This window comes from Candidatus Deferrimicrobiaceae bacterium, from assembly GCA_036504035.1.
Classification (GTDB): Bacteria; Desulfobacterota; Deferrimicrobia; order Deferrimicrobiales; family Deferrimicrobiaceae; genus JANXPS01.
Window position 1 is genome coordinate 1 of record DASXVV010000006.1, and the last position, 19,532, is coordinate 19,532.

The 19,532-nt window shown below is 67.7% G+C and carries 16 protein-coding genes; 9 read left to right on the plus strand and 7 right to left on the minus strand.

Going from position 1 to position 19,532, the window contains the following annotated elements:
* Positions 1–180 (plus strand): hypothetical protein (locus VGK27_01335; protein HEY3488744.1); only part of this gene is annotated, 180 nt, incomplete at its 5' end.
* 19 nt (positions 181–199) lie between these two features.
* A complete protein-coding gene (locus VGK27_01340; GenBank protein HEY3488745.1) occupies positions 200–2,596 on the plus strand; it encodes a multiheme c-type cytochrome in 2,397 nt (798 codons plus the stop codon).
* 128 nt (positions 2,597–2,724) lie between these two features.
* Here VGK27_01340 and VGK27_01345 read toward each other — a convergent pair whose 3' ends face one another.
* Together VGK27_01345 and VGK27_01350 are read right to left on the minus strand one after the other, a co-directional pair.
* Entirely contained in the window at positions 2,725–3,513 is a 789-nt protein-coding gene (locus VGK27_01345; GenBank protein ID HEY3488746.1) for an enoyl-CoA hydratase-related protein, read from the minus strand.
* Complete coding sequence (locus tag VGK27_01350; GenBank protein HEY3488747.1) at positions 3,510–4,394, minus strand: Mrp/NBP35 family ATP-binding protein; 885 nt, start codon at positions 4,392–4,394, stop codon at positions 3,510–3,512. The genes VGK27_01345 and VGK27_01350 overlap by 4 nt, the downstream gene beginning before the upstream one ends.
* A gap of 150 nt (positions 4,395–4,544) precedes the next feature.
* On the opposite strand from VGK27_01350, the gene VGK27_01355 reads away from it, so the two are divergent.
* From VGK27_01355 to murJ, 5 genes are read left to right on the plus strand one after another with little or no spacing between them, the layout of a single operon-like run.
* Positions 4,545–6,089 (plus strand): PDZ domain-containing protein, encoded by a 1,545-nt coding sequence (locus VGK27_01355; protein HEY3488748.1) that lies wholly within the window; start codon positions 4,545–4,547, stop codon positions 6,087–6,089.
* The gene (locus tag VGK27_01360; protein HEY3488749.1) at positions 6,086–7,408 is read left to right on the plus strand and encodes a tetratricopeptide repeat protein; all 1,323 of its coding nucleotides are present in this window, start codon (positions 6,086–6,088) and stop codon (positions 7,406–7,408) included. Before VGK27_01355 ends, VGK27_01360 begins: the two co-directional genes overlap by 4 nt.
* Positions 7,405–8,724, plus strand: a complete 1,320-nt coding sequence (locus VGK27_01365; GenBank protein HEY3488750.1) for a tetratricopeptide repeat protein — start codon at positions 7,405–7,407, stop codon at positions 8,722–8,724. The genes VGK27_01360 and VGK27_01365 overlap by 4 nt, the downstream gene beginning before the upstream one ends.
* Positions 8,725–8,740: 16 nt before the next feature.
* The gene (locus VGK27_01370) at positions 8,741–10,054 is read left to right on the plus strand and encodes a hypothetical protein (protein HEY3488751.1); all 1,314 of its coding nucleotides are present in this window, start codon (positions 8,741–8,743) and stop codon (positions 10,052–10,054) included.
* A 30-nt stretch (positions 10,055–10,084) separates the two neighbouring features.
* Complete coding sequence (gene murJ / locus VGK27_01375; GenBank protein HEY3488752.1) at positions 10,085–11,668, plus strand: murein biosynthesis integral membrane protein MurJ; 1,584 nt, start codon at positions 10,085–10,087, stop codon at positions 11,666–11,668.
* Positions 11,669–11,677: 9 nt separating this feature from the next.
* Here murJ and VGK27_01380 read toward each other — a convergent pair whose 3' ends face one another.
* The 5 genes from VGK27_01380 to VGK27_01400 form a co-directional block, all read right to left on the minus strand.
* A complete protein-coding gene (locus VGK27_01380) occupies positions 11,678–12,409 on the minus strand; it encodes a SprT family zinc-dependent metalloprotease (protein ID HEY3488753.1) in 732 nt (243 codons plus the stop codon).
* A gap of 35 nt (positions 12,410–12,444) precedes the next feature.
* On the minus strand, positions 12,445–12,861 hold the full coding sequence (locus tag VGK27_01385; protein HEY3488754.1) for a hypothetical protein: 417 nt from the start codon (positions 12,859–12,861) through the stop codon (positions 12,445–12,447).
* 7 nt (positions 12,862–12,868) lie between these two features.
* Positions 12,869–13,084 carry a hypothetical protein gene (locus tag VGK27_01390; GenBank protein HEY3488755.1) on the minus strand — a complete coding sequence of 72 codons (216 nt, stop codon included), beginning with the start codon at positions 13,082–13,084 and terminating at the stop codon, positions 12,869–12,871.
* Positions 13,085–13,168: 84 nt separating this feature from the next.
* Positions 13,169–15,193: an elongation factor G gene (gene fusA, locus VGK27_01395; GenBank protein HEY3488756.1), complete on the minus strand. Its 2,025-nt coding sequence runs from the start codon at positions 15,191–15,193 to the stop codon at positions 13,169–13,171.
* Between the two features lie 4 nt (positions 15,194–15,197).
* Positions 15,198–17,687 carry a U32 family peptidase gene (locus VGK27_01400; GenBank protein HEY3488757.1) on the minus strand — a complete coding sequence of 830 codons (2,490 nt, stop codon included), beginning with the start codon at positions 17,685–17,687 and terminating at the stop codon, positions 15,198–15,200.
* A 121-nt stretch (positions 17,688–17,808) separates the two neighbouring features.
* Here VGK27_01400 and VGK27_01405 point away from each other — a divergent pair, with 121 nt between their 5' ends.
* Positions 17,809–18,348, plus strand: a complete 540-nt coding sequence (locus tag VGK27_01405; protein HEY3488758.1) for a LemA family protein — start codon at positions 17,809–17,811, stop codon at positions 18,346–18,348.
* Between the two features lie 15 nt (positions 18,349–18,363).
* Positions 18,364–19,494 (plus strand): M48 family metalloprotease, encoded by a 1,131-nt coding sequence (locus VGK27_01410; GenBank protein ID HEY3488759.1) that lies wholly within the window; start codon positions 18,364–18,366, stop codon positions 19,492–19,494.
* The last annotated feature ends 38 nt before the right edge of the window (positions 19,495–19,532 follow it).

Consider the following 19,532-nt stretch of genomic DNA (forward strand, 5'->3'; position numbering starts at 1 on the left):
CGAGAGGCCCGACGCGACCTGGCCTCCTGCCAGGCGTGCCACGCCGACGGAGACACCTGCCTCAAGTGCCACAGCTCCAGGACCGGGCTCAAGATCAACCCGCATCCCGACAACTGGGGGTCCATCCAGGGCAAGCTGAACCGCGCCGCAGGCAAACGCACCTGCGTCAAGTGTCATTAACCGAAGGAGGCCAAATTCCATGAACCGATATCGGATATCCGCCTTGTTCATGATGCTCGCCGCAACCGTGCTGCTGGCCGGTTGCTGGGGATCGAGCAAAAGCACATCGCTTGGCCTCACCGGCGCGCCGCAGCCAGGCCTGGTCGGCTCTGCGGTCTGCATCAACTGTCACACCACGACGTTGGCGACCGACCCCAGCGGACAACTCATCGTCGCCCGCTGGCAGTCGACCACCCATACCACCGTTCAGGGCGTCGAATGCGAAGCGTGCCACGGCGGCGGGCAGGACCACTGGGGCGTGGGGCCGATCCCGTTCCCGATCCCGGGCGGCCCCCAGTGCCAGCGGTGCCACGGAAAGAGCGGCTTCGACAACACCGCCCACGCGAACCTGCACTTGGCCAGCGGCCCCTTCGGCCCCGACAAGTTCTTCTTCCAGGGCGATGCCGGGACGGGGCAGGCAAACAACCGGGGCGCCCTGGAATTCCGCCCCGACAACGTCACCCCGGTGACCAAGGCCCAACACATCGAGCAGTGCTCGGTCTGCCACAATCCGAACCAGCCATTCGTTTATAACGCGGGCGGCGTACTCGGCAAGCCCGATCCCAACAACATGCCGAATCCTGCCCCCTCGTGCGCCGGCTGCCACGACGCGCACCACACGCAGGAGTTGACGACCATCCCGCAGCGCACAACCGCGGCCGGGGTTCCGGCCAAGGTCGGAATCCAGGTGTTCCGGCCGTACCTGCTGGACAACGTCACGGGCGCGCAAACGGACTGCGCCGCTCTGGGCGCCTACGTCCGCGGCGCGTTGTACCAGCCGAATGGAGCGGTCACATCGACCGGCGCCGTAAACCTGGCGAACGTGTCCGGGACCAACAACGAGCTCAACTTCGAGCGGTTGTGCGAAGCCTGCCACACGGCCGGCAAGTATAAATACGCGCAGACGACCACCCACCAGAGCAACGTCTATCCCCAGTGGCTCCTGTCGGGCCACGCCGACCGCCAGGCCCCCGCCTTCGGCGAATTCGCGGCGAACCCGGCGGCCTACGGGCCGGCGCCGGGCTTCCCCGTCGGGGCGGGCTCGCACCAGTCGCTCTACCCGTACGATATCGGGATCGGCAGCACGACGGGCGGCGCCGGCGCAATCGCGGCGACGGCCGACAACACGCACAATGCCGCGGTTGCGGGATCCTCGGCCGGCAGCTTCAACGACAACTACCAGTGCTACAAGTGCCACAGCGGCATCGGTGCGACCGCCTACATGTCCGATTCACAGGGCAAGCCGGGCGCCGAGCTCATCTTCGGCGACGAGCCGATCATGTGCTATACCTGCCACTCCCCGCACAGCCAGCCGACGGGCACGCAGTTCAACCTGCGCGTGCCGCGGGTGATGAGCAAGTACACCGGGAACACCCCGTCCAACAAGAGCCCCCGCGTGCCCTTCTCGTTCTCCGGCAACGTGTTCTTCGACAACACGCCGGTCCCCGGCGTCGCCGTCTCGAGCAACGCCACGGTCTGCATCTTCTGCCACCAGGGCCGCGAATCGGGCTTCACGCTGTACAAGTCGAGGCTGTTCGACAACCTATACGTGGACAACAACAGCTTCCAGAATCCGCATTACCTCGGCACCGGCGCCATGCTCTGGGCGAAAAACGGCTACGAGTTCATCGGTGCCGGCTTCGACAACGCCTACGGCTTCAACGCGGCGCACCAGGGGGCGAACTGCACCACCTGCCACATGGACAACGCGACCACGCCGGCGGCCAACGGCGGCCATACCTGGAAGCCGAACGTCGCCAGTTGCAACGCCACCGGATGCCACGGCGCAGCCGGAATCGCACCGGCGATCGCGGTGGACAACGCCGATCCCCTCGCGCCCTTCCTGCCGCTCGTTGACAGCTATCGGGCCACCTTCGACAACAACAACTACACCGGCGACGTCGGGGGAAACACCGTGTCGATCGCCGCATCGATCCAGACGCTCGCGCAGAAGCTGATCCTGCTGCTCGCCAGCCAGGCGACGCCGATCTACTACGACGACATCGCCTATCCGTATTTCTTCACGACCCAAGACCCGGCCACCCACACGAACGCCAACGCGTTCAAGGCCTGGACCCCGGCCACGCTCAAGGCCGCTTTCAACCTGCAGTATGTGATCAAGGGGCTCCCGTCGGCCGGAGCCGGGACCAGCGTGGTCTATCTGATCGGCGGCGCGGCGCCGGCGAGCGTCAACGACGTCGGGCTCCCGAACACCTCGAGCGTTCTGGCGCCCAACGCCTCGGCGGCCGTCCACAACCACAAGTACACGATCCAGCTGCTGCAGGATTCCTACTTCGCGGTCGCCGGAGCGCGGATCACCGGCGCTTTCCGCCCCTCGACCAACCGCGCGGCGACGGTCTACGGCGCCAACCAGTAACCCCCCCCCTGAACCCGCCAAAGGGGCGGGACGCGTAAAAAAACCGGGGGACGGGCATCACGCCCGTCCCCCGGTTTCCATTCCACCTTCACCTGACCGGGTAACCGCCCCGAAAGCGCGGCCCGTGGCTATCGTCCGCGAAATTCGGGCTTCCGCTTCTCCTTGAACGCCGCCTTGCCCTCGGCGAGATCCGCGCTGTCCATGCACAGACGGATGAGCGCCTCGGCCTCCTCCGCCTCGTCGGGCGGCAGGCCGCGGAATTCCATGCACATCGCGAGGATCCGCTTGGTGCCGCGGATCGAAAGGGGTGCGTTCGCGGCGATCTCGCGCGCCACCTCCCCCACGACCTGGGACAGTTCCTCGGGCGGGCAGGTGCGGTTGACCAAGCCGATCTCCTTCGCACGGAGGCTGCCGATGCGGCGGGCGGTGTAGAAAAGCATCTTCGTCGCCGGGAGGCCGATCGCGTTCACGAAGCGCATGAGCCCCGCCGGGCGGTAGATGATGCCCAGTTTCGCGGGCGTCATCCCGAACGAGGCGTCCTCCGACGCGATCCGGAGATCGCAGGCGATCGCGAGCTCGAGACCGCCGCCGAAGGCAAAACCGTTGAGCATCGCGATGACCGGGGCGGGAAACGACTCGACCGTGCGGATCATGTCGTCGAACGGGTTGGATGAAAGAAGCACCTGCGCCTCTCCCGAACCGCCGGCGGGGATCTGGGTGATGTCGTAGCCGGCGCAGAACGCCTCGTCGCCCTCCCCGCGCAGGATGACGCACCGGACGTCTCTGGCCGGGAGATCGTCGAAGGCGCCCGACAGCTCCGCAAGCAACCTCGGGTTGAGCGCGTTCTTCTTCGACGGGTTCGACAGGGTGACGGTCGCGACCGGGCCGTCGAGCGTGACGGTGACTTTCCCGCTCATTCCGCCGTTCCCCCGCCGATCGCGTCGAGCGCGGCCATCGTCGCCGCAGCCGTCGTCGCCACCGTCTCGATCGCCTTGGTCACCGGCGAGTCCGGATGGGCCAGGACGATCGGGGTGCCGGCATCGGACGCCTCGCGCAGCTCAATCTGCAACGGCACCTCGCCGATGAAGCGGAGCCCCATCTCGACGCACGCCTTCGCCGCGCCGCCGTGCCCGAAGATCTCGCTTCGCCCCGCGCAATGGGGGCAGATGAAATAGCTCATGTTCTCGACGACGCCGATGACGGGCACGCCGACCTTCTCGAACATCTTGACGGCCTTGCGCGCGTCGATCAGCGCGAGATCCTGCGGCGTGGTCACGATGATCGCGCCGGAGACGGGCGTCATCTGCACCAGCGAGATCTGCACGTCTCCCGTCCCCGGCGGCAGGTCGATGACGAGATAGTCGAGTTCCCCCCACTTCGCCCCGTGGATCAGCTGTTCGAGCGCCTTCATCAGCATCGGCCCGCGCCAGATGACCGGCGTGTCCTCCTCGAGCAGGAAGCCGACGGACAACAGCTTGATGCCGTCCTTCTCGACGGGGAGGATCAGATCCCCTTCCGCCTCGAGCCGGTGCCCCTTCAACCCGAACAGCGTCGGCACCGACGGCCCGTAGATGTCGGCGTCGAGCAGGCCGACCCGCGCGCCCGATTTGTGCAGCGCCACCGCGAGGTTCGCGGCGATCGTCGACTTGCCCACACCGCCCTTGCCGGAGGCAACCGCCAAGAGGTTCCGCACGCCGGGAACCGTGCGGCGGTGGTCGGTCATCGCCTTGTGCTGCGGGGGTGCCGCGGCCTCGCCGCCCGTCTCCCCCTTCTTGTCCCTCTTTCCGAAAAAACCCATCTCGCTCTCCTTTGCGGGTACTTCCCGCAGGATACCACCGCCCGGGAAAGCGGGACGCCCCCTGATTTTTTTCGGCCATTCTGCCGATACGGTGTTATGTATTTCAATGTTTACCGCCGATCCGAACTTTCGAATATTGAGGAGATCCTCGTGACCAGGTCGCCGAAGAAGCAGGGAATCCGAAACCGTCTCGCCTTCCTGCTGGCAGCAGGGCTTGCACTCCAGGGATGCGTCCCATACACCAGCAACTACATGCCGGACCCACGAACCCGGAATACGACGACGGGGATCGACCGGGCCACGGCAAATGAGGGACCGGCCCACCTGACCCTTTTGACCCAGCCGGGCCCCGCCGATCCGTTCGTCCCGTTTTCCGCGAGGCTGAGCCGGACGCTCACCGGCCCCGAAGCGACGATCACGACCTTCCGCGAAAACAGCTACAAGTACCATTGGACGCCGTTCCTGATCCCGGTGGGACTGATCATCGTCCCGTCCGCCCCGTTCGCGTTCCTCGGCGGGATCCTTTCCGGCGACGGCGACAAGGCCGTCAAGCTGATCTTCGGGGGCGACCCCGATCCGTGCAGGCACGGCATGTTCGCGTTCGGACTGCATGCGATCGTCGGCATCGATACAAGCTGCGCCGTCGTGGACAGCCGCACGGGCGAGGAAAAAACGCCGACCGGGAAGACCGTCACGCAGGAAGTTTCCCTGGGAGGCAAGCCGGTCGAGATCCGACTGGCGGCCCGGGGGGAAGCTCCGATTGTCCGGACGATCGTCACGGATCCCGAGGGCAACGCTTCCCTGGCGCTGAATCCGCTGTTCGTCAAATATCGGGACACCCCGACCGAACTCGAGGTGGTCCTCCGGGCCGCCGGCGAAGCAGGTTCTACCCAGACGATCCGGATCGACGATGCGACCTCCCGACGGATCTACCAGCCCGTCGCCGAGGAGCGGGAAGGCGATCGGACGCTGTCCGAGGGCAAGGGGCTGGTCGCGCTCGACCATTTCAGCCGGGCTCATGAGCTCTTGTCGTCCGCTCGCGGAAATGAGGAAAGCCGGGCTTTCGTCTGGCAGAAGATCGCCGCAACCTACCGCTCGTTGCCCGTGAAACCGCCGGTCCCTGAGGACGCGCGACGCCTGCTCGTCCAGGCCCAGACGCTTTCGAACAACAACGACGCCGCGGGCGGGATCGCGAAACTGAACGAAATCCTCTGGAAGACGCCGTGGCTCCCCATCGCCTGGTACAACCTCGCGATGGCCGAATCGATGGAAAAACATTATCCGGCCGCCATTAACGCGATGAACGGCTACCTCAAGCTGACGCCCGAATCTCCGGATGCGCGCATGGCGAAAGACAAGATCTACGAATGGGAGACGATGAGCCCCGCTTCGGCCCAGCCGGGCGAAACATTCTCGGGAATCGGTCTCGAGCTCGGGAAGACGGACGGGCGCATCGTGGCGGCCCGCGTCATACCGGGGGGCCCTGCATCCGCGGTCGACATCCAGCCCGGGGACATCCTGGAGCAGATCGATCGCACGTCGACCGAAAACATGGAAGTGGCCGATGTCATCCGGCTGGTCCGGGGAAGCAACGGCACATCGGTTTCGCTTCAGATGCTGCGGCCCGGGAACGGCAAACGGATTCGGCACAACCTCAAGCGGGCCGTCATCTCGACCGGCGGAAGAAATCGATGACCGGGAAGAATGCAACGACACGGGCTGCCCGGAGCGGAGCCATCATCATCAGCGCGGTTTTCGCGCTCCAGGCGTGCGTCCCGTATACAAGCAACTACAAGCCCGACCCGACGCGCACCGCCGTCGTCACCGGCATCGAACCATCGGCGGCCACCACGAAATCGACCGCGCTCGAATGGACCGGGATCCCGTCCGAATCGGCCCCCGACGCCCCGATCACGATCCGGGCGATCCAGAGACGGACCGGTCCGGCGATCGAGACAACCCGGCTGTTCGAACAGCAATATCAGAACTACTGGACGCCCGCGATCATTCCGCTCGGCATCATCGGCGTCGCCATGGCGCCCGCCTTCCTCATCCTCAGCCCGATCATCGACTATGGCCCCGATCGGCCCGGTAAAATGACCGTGTTCGGCGGCTGGAGCGAAAAGCATTGCGACCCCAAGGGGCTGATGCTCGGCTATCTCATCTTTTCCGTCGGATATGTCCCGACCTGCCAGCCGCTGGGCGATCCGCGCATCACGGAAAGCACCAGGCCCCTCGGGCGCGAGACCACCGAGTCGCTTCCCCTTCCCGGCGCCAGGCTGCGGATCGCGCTCGCCGAACAGGGAGGAGCGGTCGCGACGCCTGCGCTCACCCTCGAGACCGACGGGAACGGGCTGGCGACGGTCCCGCTCGGGCCGCTGTTCCTCTCGTTGCCCGACACGGTCCGGAACGTCGAGGCCGTCGCATCGGTCGAGGGCGCGCCGACCGTCGTCGCGCGAGCCCCGATTTCCGCGGGCGTCGTCCAGGCGCTCGCGGGCCCGGCCCGCGCCGAGCGCGACGGCGACCGGGCGGCGGCGGGGGGGAACGGCCTGATCGCGCTCGAGCATTACACCCGCGCCGCCACGATGGGCCGCGGAACCGCCGTCAACCGAGACTTGCGGAAAAAGATCGCCGCGACCTATCGCGCGCTTCCCGTGAAACCGCCCGTTTCCGAGGACACGCGTCGCCTGGTGGTCCAGGCCGAGACGCTCGCGAAGGCCAACGATGCCGTCGGCGCCGCCGAAAAACTGTCCGCCGCGATCCGGACGGCGCCCTGGCTACCGGTCGCCCGGTACAACATGGCGATGGTCCATGCGATGGCCGGCGACTACGACGCCGCGATCGACGCGATGAACGTCTACCTCGAGCTTGCCCCTGACGCCAAGGATGCCCGGCAGGCCAAGGACAAGATCTACGAATGGGAAGCGCTGAAGCCGGCGACGCCGGCGCAGGACGCGGCGGATTCCGGCGGAAGGCTTCCCCCGAACAACCGACCCGGGAGAAACCGACGATGACACTTCGTCCCATCGGGACCCGAGCCCGGCGGCTCGTGCCGCCCGCGCTCGTCCTTGCCGCCACGATCGCCCTTCAGGGATGCGTCTCCTACACGAGCAACTACAAGCCCGACCCGCGAACCAGGAAAACTGTGGTCGGGCTCGACCGGGACTCCGCCCAGGCGGGGCCGACGCGGCTTTCCGTCGAGACGATGCCGACGGCCGGCGCCCCCTCCGCTCCGCTGGCGTTTCGCCTCGTCCGGACCATGACGGGCCCCGAGGCGAACATCGAGCGCATCACGGAAAACGCCTACAAGCGGCAGTGGACACCCTTCATCATTCCCCTCGGAGCCTTATTCACCGCGATCTCCCCGGTGATCGTCACCTTCGCCGCTTTCTCGCCCGACGACAAGGTCCTCGGCAAGATCCTCGGCGTCGACGACCCCGACCCGTGCAAGCACGGCCTGTTCGCGTTCGCAACGATGGGGCTTGTCGGGATCATCGACAGCTGCGACATCGTGGACAGCCGGACCGCCGAGGAGAAGGAACCGACGGGCAAGACAGTGTCCGAGGAAGCCGGAATCGCGAAGGCCGACCTCGAGGTCCGGCTCCAGGCCAAGGGAGAGGAACCCGTCGTCCGGACGCTGAAAACGGATGCGAACGGACGCGCCGCGCTGTCGGCCGCTCCGCTGTTCTGGTCGTTCCGCTCGGATCCCGGGGGCGTGGATGTGGTCGTTCGCGCCGCGGGGAACGGCGGCATCGTCCAGGAATCCCGGCTCGATGCCGAAACCGCCCATCGCCTTTACCTGCCCGTTTCCGAGGAGCGCGCGGGAGACCGGGCGCTCGCCGACGGCAAGGGGTTGATCGCCCTCGAACAATTTTCTCGGGCCGCCGAATCCACGCTTGAATCCCCCGGCGACCCCGCGCTCCGGAAAAAGATCTTCGAGACGTACCGTGCGCTTCCCGTGAAGCCGCCCGTGCCCGAAGACACGCGCCGCCTCCTCGTCCAGGCGGAGGCCATGGCGCAGGCCAATGACTCCGGCCGGGCAATCACGATGCTCGAGGACGCGATCCGCAGGACGCCCTGGCTGCCGACCGCCCGCTACAATCTGGCGATGACTCATGTGATGAACCAGGACTACGGCACGGCGATCGAATCGATGAACGCCTACCTCGCGCTTGCGCCGGATGCTCCCGACGCCCGGAAAGCGCGCGACCTCGTCTACCAGTGGGAGGCCGTGCGGGACAAGGGCGGCGCAGCAAGCCCCGACCCGGAAAGTTCAGCCCCGGCACGGCCGGCTCCTCCCGGGAAGACCGACCGGAAGGGACGCCGGTGATGGCGGAGGAAACCGAATGACGCACAGTCCACTCTCGTCCCGGATTGCCGTACTGGCGGCGATCGCTTTTCTGACAGCCGTGCCGGCTGTTTTCGCGCCCTCCCGGGCCGATGCGGGCTGCACCGTGGTCTATTCCCAGGATTTCGCCAGCGTGATGCAGACCACGTTCCACCAGTCGTTCCCGACGCGCCAGCCGGCGCCTGCGAACATCACGACGCAGGCGCAATGCGAGTCGGCGCTTCGGTCAACCGATACCTGGCGGAACGATTTCCGCTTCCGGCAAACCCGGTGCGAATGCACCGATTCGCCTTCCGGAGGCGGCGGGGGCGGCTTCTCCATGCCGAGCGCGCCGTACGGGTCCCATGCGTTCGGACAGCAACTGGCGTTGGGGATCGTCCAGCAGGGGCTGGAATCGCTTCTCGCCCCGCCCAAGGGCCCGAGCCCGGAAGAGATCGCTCGGCAGCAGGCGGCCGAAGCCGAAGCACGCCGGATCGCCGACGAGGAAGCCCGGCGGAAGGCCGAGGAAGAGGCCCGGCGCCAGGCGATCGAGAAGGCCAGGCGGCTCGCAATCGCAGGGGGGATGAAGAATCCCGACGGGCAGGCGCTCGTCACCGCCTCCGTCTCCGGCCCCACATCGGGCTGGAAGGGCCTCGACGCCGACGACATGGCCTCGCCCTCGGCCGCATCGGCCATCGTGCCGGGAGCCGGCGGGAATGCGGGGAGCACCACGTTCGATCGTCTCCGATGCGCGCAGGCCTTCTCGAGCGCGGCCAGGGAGTACGCTTCGATGGTCGGTCCCGGGGCGGCCGAGAAGGCGCGCTTCTTCGCGCAGCAGTCCGAAAACGCGCTAGCGGGCAGACCGCTCGACGCCGAGTGCCCCGCCTTGGCGAGTCTCCCCGAAGTCCCGATGCCCACCGGCATCGAGATCGTCCACCTCGGCGAAGGGACCCGGGAGGAATTGATCCAGAAGGCGACCGTCGACCTGGCCGCACTCAACACGGTCCACGCGAAGAAGCAGGAGCTGACCGAACGGAAGGCCGCCCTCGAGGCCAAAAAGAAGGAAATCGAGGAAAAGGCCGCGAAGCCGCCCGAACCGCCCCCGGCCGACGCCCCCGCCCCCACCGCCGCCCCCGCCGACACCGACACCGACAAGCTGAAGGCCGAAGCCGAGGCGCTGCTCCGCGAATCCCAGGCCGAACTCGCCGAGATCGAGAAAAGCGAAAAATCGCTGGCGGACGAGGAGACGCGCCTCTCCGACAATCTGAAGCGGTATGAGACCAAGGCCCGCGCGCTCGAGGCCGCCGCGGGGGGCGCACCACCGCCCAAGTGACGCCCCCGCCCGCTTCCGGTATAGTCGTCGATGATGATGACTGACACCACCGGAAGACAGATCCGCATCGCGTCGATCGTCATGATGGCGTCGGTGCTCCTGAGCCGGATCCTCGGCTACGCGCGCGACGCCGTCATCGCCTGGGGCCACGGCGCCACGGGCGCCACCGACGCCTACTTCGCCGCCTTCACGATCCCCGACTTCCTCAACTACCTGCTTGCCGGCGGTTCGCTGTCGATCACGTTCATCCCGATCTATGCGCGCTACCTGGCCGAGGGCCGGGAGGACGAGGGGCGTCGCGTTTTCTCCACCGTCATCACGGCGATGGGCATCGTCATCGCGCTGTTCGTCATCGCCGGCGAGCTCTTCGCCGAGCGGCTGATCCCGCTCATCGCCCCCGGCTTTCCGCCCGCCCAGGTCGAGATTGCCGCCCGGCTCACGCGCATCGTCCTGCCCGCCCAGACCTTCTTCTACTTCGGCGGGTTGCTGATGGCGGTCCAGTATGCGCACAAGCGGTTCCTGATCCCCGCGCTGGCGCCGCTCGTCTACAACGCGGGCATCATCGTCGGCGGCCTGACGCTCGGCGCCCGCTACGGCATGGACGGCTTCGCCTGGGGCGTGCTCGGCGGTTCATTCCTCGGCAATTTCGCGCTGCAGGCGTGGGGGGCGGCGCGCACGGGGCTGCGCTACTCGCCGCGGCTCGACCTGTCCGATCCCGGGCTGCGCGAGTTCGTGAAGCTGTCGATCCCGATCATGCTCGGCTTCTCGCTCACGGTCGTCGACGAGTGGATGCTGCGCGTCTTCGGGTCGCTCCTCGTCGTCGGCACGATCACCTGGATCAACAACGCGCGGCGGCTCATGCAGGTGCCGGTCGGCGTGCTCGGGCAGGCGTCCGGCGTCGCCTCCTACCCGTTCCTGTCGGCGCTGGCCGCCCGGGGCGAGACGGAAGAAATGTGGAAGACGCTCTCCTCGACGCTGCGATGGGTCTTCTTCGTCTCGTGCGCGCTCTCGGCGGCCACGTTCGTGCTTTCGAAGGAGGTGGTGCTGCTGGTGTTCCACCGCGGCGCGTTCGGGATCGCCGACACCGCGAACACGGCGCTCGCCCTGTCCGCGTTCGCCATCGGGATCCCGTTCTGGTGCGCCCAGTCGATCGTCGCGCGCGGATTCTTCGCGATGAAGGACACCTGGACGCCGACGATCGTCGGCACCGGCGCCCTGTTTCTCACGCTGCCGCTCTACTGGTTCTTCCGGAAATGGATGGGATTGTTCGGCCTGTCGCTCGCGAGCAGCGCGGGCATCGTGCTGTACGCCACGGTGCTGTACGGGAGGCTGATGCGGAAGACGGTGGGCGCGAAGGGGCTGGCCGACGCCGCCGAGTTCGGCCGCATCTTCCTCGCCTCCGCGGCGGTCGCCGTGCTGGGGAGCACCCTGTTGCCGGGTGCCGCGTGGTTGCCCGACTGGACAACCGTGACGGGCGCCCTGCTCCGGATCTCTGCGGTGGGCGTCCTGGTGGTCGTCGCCGTCTTCGCGGTGGCGTTCGCGCTGGGCAGCACGACCGTCCATGGCATCCACCGGCTGAAGGACCTCATACGCCCGCCGGCCACCGGGGCGTAACGTGCCCGGTCACCCCGCGCCGGCGTTCAGCCGTTTCCGCCGCTCGGCATAGTCGGGCATGTAGCGGCCCACCATCCGCCAGAACTTCGGCCCGTGGCTCTTCACCTTGAAGTGGCACAGCTCGTGGACCACGACGTAGTCGATGCAGTCGACCGGCGCCTGGACGAGCCAGAGGTTGAGGTTGATCCGCCCCTGCAACGAACAACTCCCCCAACGCGAGGTCATCTTCCGGATGCGCAGCTCCGGGTACGAAATCCCCTCCCCCGCCAGCAACCGGTGACCGGCCGCCAACCGCTCCCCGAACACGACCTCGGCCTGTTCCCGATACCAACGGTCGAGCTGGTGTCGCACGCGCTCGGGCGTCGGCGCCATCCGCGTCGTCACGCAGAGACAGCCGACCAGCAGCTCGACGGCGTCGGACCGGCCGTGCGCGGCCACCAGCCGGTATTCCTGGCCGAGATAGCGGTGCATTTCCCCGGAGTGGTAAGCGGGAGGGTCCTTTTTCGGAGGGCGTTGCTCGAAGTGGCGGCGCGCCTTCCCGATCCAGGCGGCGCGTGCGTGGACGAAGGTGCGGATGTTCGAGAGGGAGACGCGCAAAGGCGCGCGGACGACGACCGAGCGATCCGGGTGCACGGTGATCCCGACGGTCCGGCGCTTGGTGCGGAAGATAACGTATGGCACTTCGTCGGCGTCGCAGACGATCGTGCCGCCGCCCGCCTCGAACTGGTCTGTTTTCGGCATTCCTTCTCGACCGCGCTTTTTTGTGGAAACGCCCGCTAGAGCGTGACGAAGGTCCGCCCGCCGCCCAGCGCCTCCGCGAGCGCGGCACGGTCGAGCACGTTGCGGCCGATGTTGCAGTCGCGTCGCCCGAAAAGCGACTTGGTGCCGCCGATGATCGGGACGTGCGCGAGCTCGATCCGACGGGTGCGCAGGAACATCAGCTTCTTGCCTAGTTGGCGACCCTTGAGCAGCATGAGCGCCAGCCACACCTTCTTCGCGCGGCCGCGGCAGACGACGCCGACGATCCGGACCGGATCGGTCGTGCCGCGCGCCACATGGCGGCGAACTTCCGACAAGGCCGCCGAGGTGGACCGGGCGACGACCACCACATAGCCGTTTGCATCGGCCAGGGCGGACGCCATCGCCAGCTCCTCCCTCGAAAGGCAGAACGGAAGGAGCAGGATCTTCTTCAACCGGCCCCTACTTTGCGGAAAGCGCGGCGTTGAGCTCCCGAACGACCTGCTTCGGGTCGAGCCCCTTGTGCCAGGCGGTGTAGACGATCGTTTCCCTCTGGTTCGACTTGCATTGCAGGCAGGTCGGCCCGAACAGCACGCTCACCTTGTCGCGCACCGCCGGGTATTTCTGCAGCACGTCGCCGACGAACATCTCGGCCTTGATCGGCCCTTCCTTCGCCATCTTTAGAAGCCCCCCCTTGCCCGCATCGAAGCGGAACGTCCATTATACCGCACCCATCTTTGCGGCCCCCGGCGATCGGCTGCCTTACGCCCGGTCGTAGTGCGAGAACGTCATGACGAACGTGGCCCGACCCTGGGTCAGCGAGCGCAGCGCGGTCGCGTAGCCGAACATCTCGCGCAGCGGCACCTTGGCGGACAGGAGCGTCGCGTCGTCCCGGCGATCGACGAAGGACAGGTGCCCGTGCCGGGCATTGAGGTCGCCGATCACGCCCCCCGAAAATTCGTCGGGCACGGTGATCTCGACCGCCATCACCGGCTCGAGCAGGTAGGGCTTCCCCTTCCCGAACGCCTCGGAAAAAGCCATGACGGCCGCGACCTTGGCCGCCTGCGGCATCGGCGTGCCGGAGAAGAACTCGACGCGGAGGACGTCGACCGAGACGTCGTCGACCGGGTAACCGGCGACGCCGGAATAGAGCCCCTCGCGAATTCCCGCCTCGACGGCCGCCGCCACCTCGGGCTGGATGCCTGCTAGCGCCGCCGGATCGCCCACCCGCACGCCGCTCCCCCGAATCGCCGGCGCGACCGACAGGGCGACCGCGACCCCGACCTGCCGCTCGGCGATCTCGCGCTCGAAGCGCGCCTCGGCCTCGGCGGGCTGGCCGACCGTCTCGCGACAAAGCACCTGCGGGTTGCCGGTACGCACCTCGAGCCCGTGCTCGCGCCGCAGCCGGTCGAGCAGCACGTCGAGATGCAGCTCGCCCATGCCGGAAAGGATCATCTGCCCGGTATCGGCGTCCTCGCGCGTCTCGACGGTCGGATCCTCGTCGGCCATCTGCTCCAGCAGCTCCTTCAGCCGGTCCATCTCTCGCACCGTCTTCGGCTCGACCACGATCGAGACGACGGGCTTTCGGATGTCGATCGATTCCAGCAGCAGCGGCGCGGAAGGATCGCACAGCGTGTCGCCCGTTCCCGCGTTGCGGATGCCGCGCGCGGCCACGATGTCGCCCGCGACCGCCTTCTCGATCCGCTCATTCTTGCCGGCGTGCATGCGGAACAGCCGGGACACCTTTTCCTCGGTGCCCGTCGCTGCGTTGCGCAGCGTGTCGCCCTCGGACACTGTGCCGGAGTAGATGCGCAGGTAGACGGTACGGCGCCCCTCCTCCATCACGACCTTGAACACCAGCGCGGAAAAGGGGGCCGAAGCCGACGGCAGCCGCGTGACACGCTCGCCGCTACGCGGGTCGGTTCCCTCGACGGGCGGCGCGTCCTGCGGCGCGGGAAGATAGTGGACGACCCCGTCCATCGCGGGCTGGACGCCCCGGTTGCGGAGCGCGGAGCCGGCGAACACGGGGAAGATGCGCGACGCGAGCGTTCCCTTGCGTATGGCCTCCCGCAGCAATCCGGACGGAACGTCTTCCCCGGCCAGGAACTTCTCGGCCACGGCGTCGTCGAAATCGGCGGCGGCCTCGACCAGCGCCTCCCGGTAGGCGAACACCGCCTGCAGCTCCGAAACGGAGAGGGGCGACCGGACCACGCCTGCCCCCTGGCTCTTCTCGTCGAAGTCGACCCGTTCCATCGTGACGAGGTCGGCCACGGCGCGGAACGCATCGCCTTCGAAGATCGGCACCGTGAGGGGGACGCCGTGGGCCGACAGCTTTTCGGCCATCTGGGCGACCACCCGGTCGAAATCGGCCCCGGGCCGGTCGAGCTTGTTGACGAAGGCCAGCCGCGGGACGCCGTGCCGGCTCGCCTGCCGCCAAACCACCTCGGACTGCGGCTCGACGCCGGCCACGCCGCAGAAGACGGCGATCGCCCCGTCGAGCACGCGAAGAGACCGCTCGACCTCGATCGTGAAGTCGACGTGCCCCGGCGTGTCGATCAGGTGGATGTCGGCGCCCAGCCAAGGGAAATGGGTGACCGCGGCGACGATCGTGATGCCGCGCTCGCGCTCCTGCGGCAGGTAGTCCATCTGGGTGTCGCCGTCGTGCACCTCGCCCATCCGGTGCGTCACGCCCGCGTAGAAGAGCATCCGCTCGGTGAAGGTGGTCTTCCCGGCGTCGATGTGGGCGATGACGCCGATGTTGCGGACCTTCGAGGCCGCGGCGGCCATGGCGCTAGAAGTTGCTGTGGTGCAGGTTGAAGTGGCTGGTGCCGGGGATGTGCCGGTCGGCCTCGAGCGCCGCCATCACCTCGGGAATCCGGTCGTCGGGCGTGCCCGAGAAATCGACGAGGAAGTCGTCGATGCCCGCCCCCCGCAGCTCGTGCAGGATGCCGGAAGCCGAATAGGCCGCGACCGGCCGGACGGTCGAGCCGTGCTCGTCGGCCTCGATGACGAATCGCTCGTCGCGCGGGCTGACGACCTCGCCGCGCCGGACGCCGGACGCCGGGAGCGCCCGCGAGATCATGAGCGGCAGCGCGCCGTAGGCGACCGCGATGCCCAGCCCGTGCAGGTATTTTCCGACGGCGCGCAGCGACGTGAGCGTCGCCTCGACCGGCAGGATCATCCGCGACGCGCCAAGCCGGGAAAGGACCGAGAGCGCGGCGAGGTTGAAGCCGTAGAGGTAGTGGTCGCTGACCAGATGGAGCTGCCGCCGCTCGGCCCCCGGCGGGAAGAAGGCGAAGTAGCCGATGTCCGGCAGGATCCAGCGCGAATAGCCCTTCTTGAGCGCCTCGCGCACCGTCCGCCGCCAGAAGGCGGCGTCGGCTTCGAGCAGCGGCGCGGGCAGGCGGAAATAGCCCCGCTCGCGGAACCCCGCGCCAAGCCCCCCGGGCTCGCGCGCCACCGCCTTGGTGAACTCGACCACGGGCACGATCGACGGCGCCTTGGGAATCATCGAAAGTTGGGAAGGCCTGCAGGCGACGTAGAAGACGGCGGGTGCCTCCTCCTTCCGGTTGCCGCCGACCCGCAGCGTCGGCAGGATCGACAGCCGCAGCTCCTTCCCCGCCAGATGGAAGTCCTTGTCGAACTGACGGGCCGCCTTGCCGAACAGCGCCTCGACATCGACCCAGGCGACCGACGGGTTGTGCGACTCGACGCGGATCTCGCCCACGGGAAGGTCGGTGCGGCACACCGCGGCCAGGCGCCCGGACGCGTTGGGCGGCACCTGCACCTCGGCGCGGCCGCCGTGCCCGCCGACGCGGTAGGACATCTCACGCCGGAACCGACCGTAGGACGCCTCGACCGCGACGAAGCCGTCGCCAACGATCACGTTGAAACGGATGCCGCCGGGCGGCAGCGCGTCCATCTCGCGCTTCGCCGCGCGCGCGAAATCGGCGCGCCCGGTGGTGCCGACCCGGAACACCAGGTCGCCCGCGGAGACCGCGAACGGCACCTTGACCCGAAAACCCCCGTCCCCCGGCTTGATGTGGAGCGCCGTGAATGCCCGGCCCGAGCCGTCGCTCATGAACTGGATGCGCAGCCGATCGCCCTGCTCGAAGGACGGCTCGGCCGCGACGAACGCCCACTCGTCCAGAATCTCGACGATCGGTCCCAGCGGGGTGCCGATGCTCCCCGTGCCGCCGCCCGATGCGATCTCGCCCGGCGCGGCGCCGCCGAGCAGGCCGGCCGTCTCCTCGCGTCCCATCGCCCCGGAGAGCAGCCGCTTCCCTTCCGCAACCCCTTCTTCGGGACGGCCCGCCTTGATCAGGTCGAGCGCCTTGCGATAGGCGCCGACGACGGCCGATACGTATTCGGCGCTGCGCATCCGGCCCTCGATCTTGAACGAGGAGATGCCGAGCGTCGTCAGCTCGGGCAGCTGTTCGATGAGCGACAGGTCGCGCGTGGAAAACAGGGCGTCCTCCGCCCCCTCGTGCCCGTAGAGACGGCGGCACGGCTGCACGCAGGCGCCCCGGTTGCCGCTCTTCCCGCCGAGGAACGAGGAAAAGAAGCATTTGCCGGAGTAGCTGTAACACATCGACCCGTGGATGAAGACCTCGACGCCGATCGGCGACTTGGCGGCGATCCGCTTGACCTCCGGCATGCGGAGGTGGCGCTCGAGGACGACGCGCGAGGCGCCGAGCCGGGCAAATTCCTCGGCCGCGTCGGCGGACGCGCAGCCGGCCTGGGTGCTGATGTGGACGGGCAGGTCGGGAAAGTGCTCGCGCAGGAGACGCACCAGCCCGAGGTCGGCCGCGATGACGGCGTCGGGGCCGAGCGGCGCAACTTGGTGCAGCAGCGCGATGGCGTCGGGCAGATCGGGCTCGGTCAACAGCGTGTTGATGGTGAGGTAGATGCGGACCTTGCGGCTGTGGGCGTGGGGAAGGATCCGGCAAAGGTCGGACAGCGTGATGTTTTCGGCGCGTTCGCGGGCATTGAACTGCTGGAGCCCCAGGTAGACGGCGTCGGCGCCGGCGGCGACCGCCGCGAAATAGTTCTCTACGGAGCCGGCGGGCGCCAGCAATTCGGGGAACGCGGGCTTCGCCTCGGAAGGGGCGCGCCAGGAAACGGCCGGTTTCTTCGGTGATTTCGGAACTTCGGCGCGCCTTGCGGCGGCCGGCTTGCGAACGGGGTAACGGCCGGCGCTTTTCGCGGGGGCCGGGGGGGACGGGGGGGTAAAGGTGCCCTTCTTGCGCAGCACCACCTTCTTCGGACCTTCGGAATTCACGGATACCTCTCGATAATCATCGGTTTTTCGGCAACTTGGTTTCGTTTGACATCTATCATACATCCGTTAGACTGGCGGGTGAAACAGCGATTCCCCGAACGGAGGACGTAGCGTGTACTGGATGCCGTTGGTGCTGCTGGTCGTGTTCGTGCTCTGGTTCGCCGTCACCTATAATCGCCTCGTCTCCCTCCGCAATATCTTCAACAACGCCTGGCACCAGATCGACGTCCAGCTCAAGCGGCGCTACGACCTCATCCCCAACCTGGTCGAGGCGGTCCGCGGCTACCTGACCCACGAGCGGGAAACGCTCGAACGGGTTATCGCGGCGCGCGGTGCGGCCGTCAACGCGCAGGGGGCGGCGGCGCAGGCCAAGGCCGAAAACGTGCTGACCGAGTCGCTCAAGAGCCTCTTCGCAGTCGTCGAGGGCTACCCGGACCTCAAGGCCAACCAGAACGTCATGGCATTGCAGGAAGAGCTGACCGCCACCGAGAACAAGATTTCCTTCGCGCGGCAGTTCTACAACGACTCGGTCATGGGGTACAACACCGCCATCCAGTCGATCCCCGCCAACGTCATCGCTTCGCTGTTCAACTTCGCTCCGGCCGAATACTTCCAGGCCGACGAGGCCGACCGGTCCGTCCCCAAGGTCGATCTCCGGTAGTCCGGAGCCGCCCCCATGCCCACGACGGAGCACACCTGCCCGAAATGCGGCGCGCCCAATCCGGCCGAGGCCGGCTGGTGCTACCTCTGCCAGGCGCGCTTTGACGGCGACCTCTCAGGCGACGCGCCCCCCCCGGCGCGCGAGGGGCAGCCCATCGAAGGATTGACCGACGCTGCCGAACCGCCGGCCGCCGTCCCGGTCTCCGAGTCCGCGTCGAAGCCGCCGTTCCGGATCGACCGCCCGATTTCATTCTACGAGGCCGCCTCCGAGAACGTGCTGCGATCGCAGTTCCTGTTCCTCGTTCTGTTCGGCCTCTTCTTCATCCTGGGGGGGGTGATCGGCCAGGCGTACGGCCGCTGGCAGGACGGCCTCGCCGTGGCGATGGTCGTCTACGTCATCCTCGCCGCGGTCGCCTGGTTCAACGGGTCGTCGATCGTCCTGTCGCTCCACGACGCCCATCCCGCCGATCCGGTCAACGACCGGCAGCTCATCAACGTCGTCGAGGAGATGGCGATCGCCGCGGGGCTTCCGCCCCCCAAGGTCTTCGTGATGGAAACGCTCGGGATGAACGCCTTCGCCGCGGGGCGCAAGCCCGAGGAAGCGGTCGTCGCCGTGACGCGCGGGCTGATCGAGAAGGTCGATCGGGCGGAACTGCAGGCCGTCGTCGCCCACGAGCTGGCGCACATCAAGGGGCGCGACACCCTTTACGGCATCTGCGCCGCCGTGCTGGTCGGCGCGGTTGCCCTGCTCTCCGACATGTTCCTGCGCGGCACCTGGTTTTCCGGCCGCCGCCGCGGCAGCGACGGGAGCCGCGGCAACCCGGTCTTCCTGCTGCTCGGCATCGCCCTGGCGCTGCTGGCGCCCCTGGCTGCGAAGATCCTCCAGATGAGCATCTCCCGCCAGCGCGAATACCATGCCGACGCCGGGGCCGCCGAATTCACGCGCAATCCGCTCGCGCTCGCGTCGGCGCTCGAAAAGATCGCCGACGGCGGCGCGCACGTGCCCGGCGAGAACCGCGGCACCCAGCACCTGTTCATCGTCAACCCGCTCCAGGCGTTCACCGATACCTCGTCCGCGCTCATGTCCACCCACCCGCCGACCGTCGAGCGCATCCGGCGGCTGCGGGCGATGGCCGGTGCTGGGTAAAGGGGGCTCGACGCAGGTTTCGTGTTAAACTGGGCTCG

Coding starts and splice junctions, on each gene's coding strand:
- VGK27_01340 (HEY3488745.1), top strand. CDS start 200: ATGAACCGATATCGGATATCCGCCTTGTTCATGATGCTCGCCGCAACC.
- VGK27_01345 (HEY3488746.1), bottom strand. CDS start 3,513: ATGAGCGGGAAAGTCACCGTCACGCTCGACGGCCCGGTCGCGACCGTC.
- VGK27_01350 (HEY3488747.1), bottom strand. CDS start 4,394: ATGGGTTTTTTCGGAAAGAGGGACAAGAAGGGGGAGACGGGCGGCGAG.
- VGK27_01360 (HEY3488749.1), top strand. CDS start 6,086: ATGACCGGGAAGAATGCAACGACACGGGCTGCCCGGAGCGGAGCCATC.
- VGK27_01365 (HEY3488750.1), top strand. CDS start 7,405: ATGACACTTCGTCCCATCGGGACCCGAGCCCGGCGGCTCGTGCCGCCC.
- VGK27_01370 (HEY3488751.1), top strand. CDS start 8,741: ATGACGCACAGTCCACTCTCGTCCCGGATTGCCGTACTGGCGGCGATC.
- murJ (HEY3488752.1), top strand. CDS start 10,085: ATGATGATGACTGACACCACCGGAAGACAGATCCGCATCGCGTCGATC.
- VGK27_01380 (HEY3488753.1), bottom strand. CDS start 12,409: ATGCCGAAAACAGACCAGTTCGAGGCGGGCGGCGGCACGATCGTCTGC.
- VGK27_01390 (HEY3488755.1), bottom strand. CDS start 13,084: ATGGCGAAGGAAGGGCCGATCAAGGCCGAGATGTTCGTCGGCGACGTG.
- fusA (HEY3488756.1), bottom strand. CDS start 15,193: ATGGCCGCCGCGGCCTCGAAGGTCCGCAACATCGGCGTCATCGCCCAC.
- VGK27_01405 (HEY3488758.1), top strand. CDS start 17,809: ATGCCGTTGGTGCTGCTGGTCGTGTTCGTGCTCTGGTTCGCCGTCACC.
- VGK27_01410 (HEY3488759.1), top strand. CDS start 18,364: ATGCCCACGACGGAGCACACCTGCCCGAAATGCGGCGCGCCCAATCCG.